The organism is Streptomyces sp. NPDC089799, assembly GCF_040684755.1.
Taxonomy (GTDB): domain Bacteria; phylum Actinomycetota; class Actinomycetes; order Streptomycetales; family Streptomycetaceae; genus Streptomyces.
Map to the genome: position 1 here is coordinate 1 of NZ_JBFBGR010000074.1, position 5945 is coordinate 5945.

Here is a 5945-nt window from a genome sequence, read left to right on the forward strand (position 1 = left end):
AGCCAGCGACAACTCTCTGACCAGCCACAAAGACCCACGACCACGACCCCAGCCACTGACACACACCACCACTGACACCAACCCGAGAGATCGCAACCACGACCCCAGCCACTGACACACACCACCACTGACACCAACCCGAGAGATCGCAGTTGAGCCCGGCCGCCTCTTGACTGACCCCTGACCTGACACGATCCCTGAGACGACGAAACGCCCCGGATTGCCGGGGCGTTTCATGCGTGCGCTCAGTTCAGCGCAAGCCGTCTGTGCAATCGAGCTCTTCACCGATCGGGAATGGCCGACGGTCATCCCCCGGGTCATCGCTGTAGATGACCGCGGAGACCGCGCTGTCGTAGGCATCGTCGAGGCCGTTTCCGCTTGCGCCGAGTATGTTCTCCCAGTCAATTCCCATACCTACGAGCTTACCCGTAGTGTTCGAGGAGCCGAGCGATGCGGGCGTTGAGCTCGTCCGCCTGGGCAAAGATCGCAGCTTCCCCTCCTGGGAGGATGGGCGGCGCAGCCGGCCTCGTCATCGGGCCAGGGTCCGTTCACTCGTGGCGGTGACTATGGCTGTTGAGTTCTCCACGCTGGCAGCCCAGCGCCCGATCGCGGACTCCTGGCGCTGGGTACGTCGCCTGGATGTTGGGCCAGACCGACAAGTGGGGCCATATCCATTTGGCGCCAGCTGCCATCTGCCCAGCGCCTCGCTGGCGTGGTGGGCTGATCAGCAGCGCCGACCTGGCCTCACGCGGTACACCGTCTCTGGCCTGCGCGTGGTGGTTCACCCGTCGGGGCTGGTCAGCTTCTCGACGTTCCGTGCCGCCTTCTGCTGCTGGGCCTGCGCCTTAGCCGCCGCTCCCGCGGCTTCCCGCGAGCGGGCCGCTGCTGCCGCGCTCGCCGTGCGTGCCGTCTCCAGCCGCGCCCTCGCTTCCCGTACCCCGTCGTCGGCGGCCGCCAGGGCAGCCGCCGCGTCGTCGGCCGTCTCCCGTGCCGCGGCCTGTTCCGCCTCCAGCCGCTCCGTCTCGGCCTCGGCCTCGGCCAGCTTCGCGCGGGCCGCTTCCACGCGCTCGCGGCGGGCCCGATCCGCCCGCTCCTGCATGTCCGGCGACGGGGTCCGTCCGCGTTTCATCGCCGGTTCTGCAGGCCGGGCCGCAGGCGCCTTCCGGGGCGCGCAGGCGGCCGATCACCACATGCTGGTCGTGCGAGAGCTTCCGCAGCACTGCGGCATCCAACGTCCGGTGGGCGGCGCGTGGGGCGGGGAGATCCTTCGGATGAGGAGTGGGCTCGCCTGGAGCCGCACTTGCCAGCGAATCGCGGGCGGGGAGGACGCTGGAAATGCCACCGCCGGGTGATCAACGGGATTCTGTTCCGGCAGCGGACCGGCCTCCCCTGGCGGGATCTGCCTCCCTGCTCCGGTAGCTGGAAGACAGTCCACGACCGTCATCGACGCTGGTCGGCAGACGGAACGTGGGAGAGAATCCTGCGGGCCGTCCAGACCGACGCCGATGCCGAGGGCCGGATCGACAGGAGCATGGTCAGTGTCGATTCCACGACCTGCCGCGCTCATCAGCACGCGGCTGGCGCCTCCACCCGCGCCCCGAAGATCCCAGGTCGATGCAGGAGCCCCGCACGCCACCGTCCCGACGAGGCCCTGGGACGCTCGCGAGGCGGGCTCACAAGCAAGATCCACCTCGCGAGAGAAGGCGGGCGCCGCCCGCTCGGGTTCGTCATCACGCCCGGCCAGTGTGGGGGGGACGCACCGCAGATGATTCCCGTCCTCGAAGAGATCCGCGTGCCCCGGCAGGCTGGTGGACGACCGCGCACTCGGCCCGACCATGTTGGAGGCGATAAGGCGTACTCGTCAGGCCGCAACCGGCGTCACCTGCGCAGACGTCAGATCAAGCACACGATCCCCGAGCCAAGAGACCAGCGGGCCAACCGCCGGCGCCGCGCAGCCAAGGCGGTCGGCCCACAGGGTTCGACAAGGCGATCTACCGCCGTCGCAACGAAGTCGAGCGGACCATCAACCGGCTCAAGACCTCCCGAGCCATCGCCACGCGCTTCGACAAACGGGCGTACGTCTTCCACGGAACGGTCACCGTGGCCGCGATCCGCCTATGGCTGCGTCCGGAGTGAAGTGCCCCGTTCAGAGATCGTCGGCACCTGTGTAGTGCTGGCGAAGTTCGCTGAGTACGCGCTCATCGACAGCCCTGACATCCCAGGAGGAGCTGTCGGTCAGGACGAGCATCAGCTCGTCCCCGGCGAACCCACGTGCTTCGGCGTCGATCAACTGGAGGAAGGGGGTCGTCAACGACAACAGCATCAACGTGTCCATGCCGGCATCGGCGGACCGCCTCTCCATCTCGACACAGCGAGGATCGACGATCTCGTCGAACTCAATGCGCCACGTCAGGTCCCGGCCGAAGCTGCCGAGCCGAACCAGCACCTCAGCCAGGGTCACGTGATGCTTTCCGTGCCAGGCAGGAAACGTGATCCCCCCTCATCCCCGCCTCTGCTACGGCTGTATCGCGTGACATGCGGCCCCCTTCGTTCAACGAACACTAGGCCACGGCTCTGATCAGCTCATACGACCCATCAGACAGGCCCTGGTGCTGGTGCTCAGCCTCACCGCATGGGCCCGCCAGCGACGGACCGCCCCGTCCGCCGCGGCTCCGGCCGTCGCGAGCTCCGCCGGACGCCGGGCGCGGACCTACTCGCTGATCGGCACCCGGGCCGCCGACGGCAACCCCGTCCAGCTCCCCAGCAGTCGGCCCGCCGGAACCGTCGTCCGGCAGCCGGGGCCGGACGGGCGCCGGCGGTTCGAGCTGACGGACGCCGTCCTCTCCGACGGCACATACGCGGCGGAGCCCCTCGACTGGTACCGCTGACATCGAAACCCGCAGCGGTCTCCCAGGCACGGGCATCCTGCTCAACGTTCCTACTCAAGGCTCTGCGCGGTTCCGCCGCCGCAGATCAACGATGCGCAGGGCCGGCGACACATGGGCGACCGCCCCCAACAACCTCCGTGCCCGGCCTGCCACACCACGCCCGGCTTCGTCCGGCCGCAAGCCGCGTTGCTCCCGGCCTCTCGCCTCATCGGATACCCGCAGAAAGTCAACCGGCAGCCCTGTGCCTGTCTGAAAGCGGCTGCATTCTGAGGGAGTGCAGCGCCGGATCGGGACCCGATGACGGATGATCATGATCGGGTGGAAAGTCACTCCGCCCAGTTGCTGCCCCATGCCCAGTGAGGGAGTCCGGTGAGGAAGTCCATCTTGGCGATCACGTGTGCCGTGCTCCTGACCACCGAATGCTCCGGCGGTGGCAGGCACATCGACAACGGAGCACCCGGCGCGGGGCAGATGAGCAGCCCTCCGCCGGCCGACGACGGAGATCCGACGACCCGCTCGATCGGCGAGACCATCACGCTCAAAGATGATGAAGGGCACCCCATGCAGGTGACCGTGACCGGGGTAGGACAAGACGCTTCCTCTGACGGGCAGGTACGCCTTGGCCGTCGCCTTCACCATGAAGTCCAAAACCGGCGGAACACTCGGTGTTGCAACGGACAACCACATCAAGTGGGAAAACGGCCCTGACACAGCAGAGGCATGGAACTACGTCGACGCCCCATGGCAAGGCTGCATCGACACCTACACCCCCTACGCGACCATCGAGCCAAACACCGGGTACAAAGCCATCACCGAGCTCAACGTGCCCACCCAAGGGGGAACCTTGATCATCAAGGGGAACTACCGTGACGTCGGCCGCTGGCAACTCCCAGCGACGGACACCGGCGTCGGCACCGAGCCCGCCACCAAATACGCCACAGAGAACTGCTGAGCAGCAAGTCTCTGCCAAATGGGCAGCCCGCGAACCAACGCCCTCGTCCATCCCCACGCGGCTGGCATACGGGCGTGGGTGCCGGGAAGGCGCCAGCCAGGCCGGACCTGTGTGCACCTCCCACCGGTACGCCGGGCATCACAGGCCCGGCCCCGCCCATGCTGCGGCATCGCCCAGAGCGCCACCCGCGCGGTCCGTTCGATCGGGCAGTGGGGTCAGCGGCGTCCGGCGCGGCCGAGGGCGTCGGCAAGCTGGTCTTGGTTCATGCCCGACCGCCCCTTGATCCCGGCCTCGTAGAGCTCGGCTTCAGTGAGCGACCGGAGCAACCCGGACCCCGACCTGCCGGTGCCGGTGGTCGCTTCCTTACCGCCGGTGTCTTCCCGCCGGGGACGGCGGTGGCCTTGGACGTGCCAGCCTTCTCCCCGGTGTCCTTCGGTGACCGGGCCCGCTGCACGCTCGCGGGCAGTGCCTCCATCAGGTCGACCACGCCAGCGGGCTGGGAGGCTAGCTCGGCCTGCTTCACCCTCTCCCCCGCCACCTTCGCGTTAGCCGTCCCGCGGGGTGCACGGCGTGACTGTCCCGTGCCACTGGATCTTGACCGTTTGCCATCGGACTTTGACCATTCCGTCACAGGTAGTCGCCGCACGGAACCCTGCCGCTCTCCCGCCCTATCTGCACTCACGTACCACGCGTACCGCGGGTCAACCGAAACCCGCGGACGAGACGACTCAGGGGGACGACAGCATGCGTCACAGCAACGGCATTCGCAGGGCGGCTCTGGCGACGACGGCGGTCACGGCCGTCGCGGCGGCGGTGACCGGCATCCTGCCCGGTACCGCCATGGCGGCGAGCACCACCACCTCCACCCCGCCGCCCGCCTGCCCGGCCTCCGCCCTCCAGGTCAGCGCCTGGCAGGCCGCCCACCCGCCCGTCGGGACCGGGACCGGGGCGGCGGTCGTGCAGTTCACCAACGTCTCCCGGAAGACGTGCGTCCTGAAGGGCCATCCGACGGTCGCGGGCGCCGGCAACGGCTCCCCCGCCCACAACACCCCGCTCAAGGTCACCCCCACCGGCAGGGCGGCCACCGTGACGGTCAGGCCGCACGGCAAGGCGTGGGTGAAGCTGACCTTCGTCCAGGTCCAGGGGGAGGGCGACGGCTACTGCCTGTCGGGCAAGACCCCGGCGGCGTATCCGACGATGGTCATCGGGCTGCCGCACTCCGGGAAGCACCAGGTCGCCCTCAAGGACGGGTGGTGGGCCGAGTGCGACAACAAGGTGACCGCCACCCCGGTCTCGGCGGTCAAGCCTTCCTGACCCCCCGTCCTCACGAATCGAGAGCCTGCATGACGATCGCAAGGCTCTGACCTACACGTCTATGAGGAACTGCACATAAATGCAGGTCAGCGCCTCGGTGCACCGAAGGTGCGCCGAGGCGGTGACCTGCGGTGATCAAACTCCGATGACACCAACTCGCGTCCGTCAAAGTCCGATGGCAAACGGTCAAGATCCAGTGGCACGGGACAGTGACCAGCCCCTGTGACCGAGCACGATAGTTGGCCCTTTTGGCCAAGTAGGTGCTCAGTTCGGAGCCCAGCTCCCGACGACCCTAAAGGTGCGGGGCGCCCCGGTCAGCTGCCACAGGCGCATCCCGCGACGGCCTTGGCCTCGGCCGGCGTCTGGGCCGGGTCGACGGCCTGCTCGTCGGGGGTGCAGCAAGCGGTGGTGCCGCAGCAGGCATCCGGGGCGCCTTCGGTGCCCTTGCCCAGGGTGTTGGCGTCGGCCTTGACGACGTAGACCTCCCACGGCTCCTTGCCGGGCCCGGTGACCCACACCTTGTCCTGAAGGGCGTAGCAGCAGGAGGTGTCGTTCTCCTCGAAGGTGGCCAGGCCCGCGCCCTTGAGCCGGGTGGTGGCCGCGGTGACGTCCTCGGTGGTGGTGACCTCGACGCCGAGGTGGTCCAGGCGGGTGTCCTCGCCGACCTCGCCCTCGATGAGGACGAGCTTGAGCGGAGGCTCGGTGATGGCGAAGTTGGCGTAGCCGTCGCGGCGCTTGGCCGGTTCGGTGCCGAAGAGCTTGGAGTAGAAGGCGATCGAGGCTTCGAGGTC

The 5945-nt window shown here is 68.3% G+C and carries 9 protein-coding genes; 4 read left to right on the forward strand and 5 right to left on the reverse strand.

Translation table 11 applies throughout. From position 1 onward, the window contains the following. Nucleotides 1-250: 250 nt before the first annotated feature. Together AB0O36_RS36825 and AB0O36_RS36830 are read right to left on the reverse strand one after the other, a co-directional pair. Nucleotides 251-412 (reverse strand): hypothetical protein, encoded by a 162-nt coding sequence (locus AB0O36_RS36825; protein WP_365118329.1) that lies wholly within the window; start codon nt 410-412, stop codon nt 251-253. Nucleotides 413-781: 369 nt separating this feature from the next. Then, nucleotides 782-1129, reverse strand: coding sequence for a hypothetical protein (locus AB0O36_RS36830; RefSeq protein ID WP_365118330.1), 348 nt, complete (start codon nt 1127-1129; stop codon nt 782-784). Between the two features lie 120 nt (nt 1130-1249). On the opposite strand from AB0O36_RS36830, the gene AB0O36_RS36835 reads away from it, so the two are divergent. Next, nucleotides 1250-2136, forward strand: a protein-coding gene (locus AB0O36_RS36835; protein WP_365118332.1) for an IS5 family transposase whose coding sequence is annotated in 2 segments (ribosomal slippage) — nt 1250-1952 and nt 1952-2136 — 888 coding nt in all. Because the reading frame shifts where the segments join, the coding sequence is not laid out codon by codon here. A 10-nt stretch (nt 2137-2146) separates the two neighbouring features. On the opposite strand, the gene AB0O36_RS36840 is transcribed toward AB0O36_RS36835, so the two are convergent. Continuing rightward, on the reverse strand, nt 2147-2461 hold the full coding sequence (locus tag AB0O36_RS36840) for a hypothetical protein (RefSeq protein WP_365118335.1): 315 nt from the start codon (nt 2459-2461) through the stop codon (nt 2147-2149). 148 nt (nt 2462-2609) lie between these two features. Between AB0O36_RS36840 and AB0O36_RS36845 the strand changes: the two genes are divergently transcribed. Beyond that, complete coding sequence (locus tag AB0O36_RS36845) at nt 2610-2888, forward strand: hypothetical protein (protein ID WP_365118336.1); 279 nt, start codon at nt 2610-2612, stop codon at nt 2886-2888. Nucleotides 2889-3214: 326 nt separating this feature from the next. Here AB0O36_RS36845 and AB0O36_RS36850 read toward each other — a convergent pair whose 3' ends face one another. Continuing rightward, the gene (locus AB0O36_RS36850) at nt 3215-3424 is read right to left on the reverse strand and encodes a hypothetical protein (RefSeq protein ID WP_365118339.1); all 210 of its coding nucleotides are present in this window, start codon (nt 3422-3424) and stop codon (nt 3215-3217) included. A gap of 83 nt (nt 3425-3507) precedes the next feature. Between AB0O36_RS36850 and AB0O36_RS36855 the strand changes: the two genes are divergently transcribed. Then, on the forward strand, nt 3508-3840 hold the full coding sequence (locus AB0O36_RS36855) for a hypothetical protein (RefSeq protein ID WP_365118342.1): 333 nt from the start codon (nt 3508-3510) through the stop codon (nt 3838-3840). A 744-nt stretch (nt 3841-4584) separates the two neighbouring features. Continuing rightward, nucleotides 4585-5154 (forward strand): DUF4232 domain-containing protein, encoded by a 570-nt coding sequence (locus tag AB0O36_RS36860; protein WP_365118344.1) that lies wholly within the window; start codon nt 4585-4587, stop codon nt 5152-5154. 314 nt (nt 5155-5468) lie between these two features. Here the strand turns inward: AB0O36_RS36860 and AB0O36_RS36865 are convergent. Then, nucleotides 5469-5945: ArsI/CadI family heavy metal resistance metalloenzyme (locus tag AB0O36_RS36865; RefSeq protein WP_365118347.1), on the reverse strand; the 477-nt coding region annotated here is incomplete at its 5' end.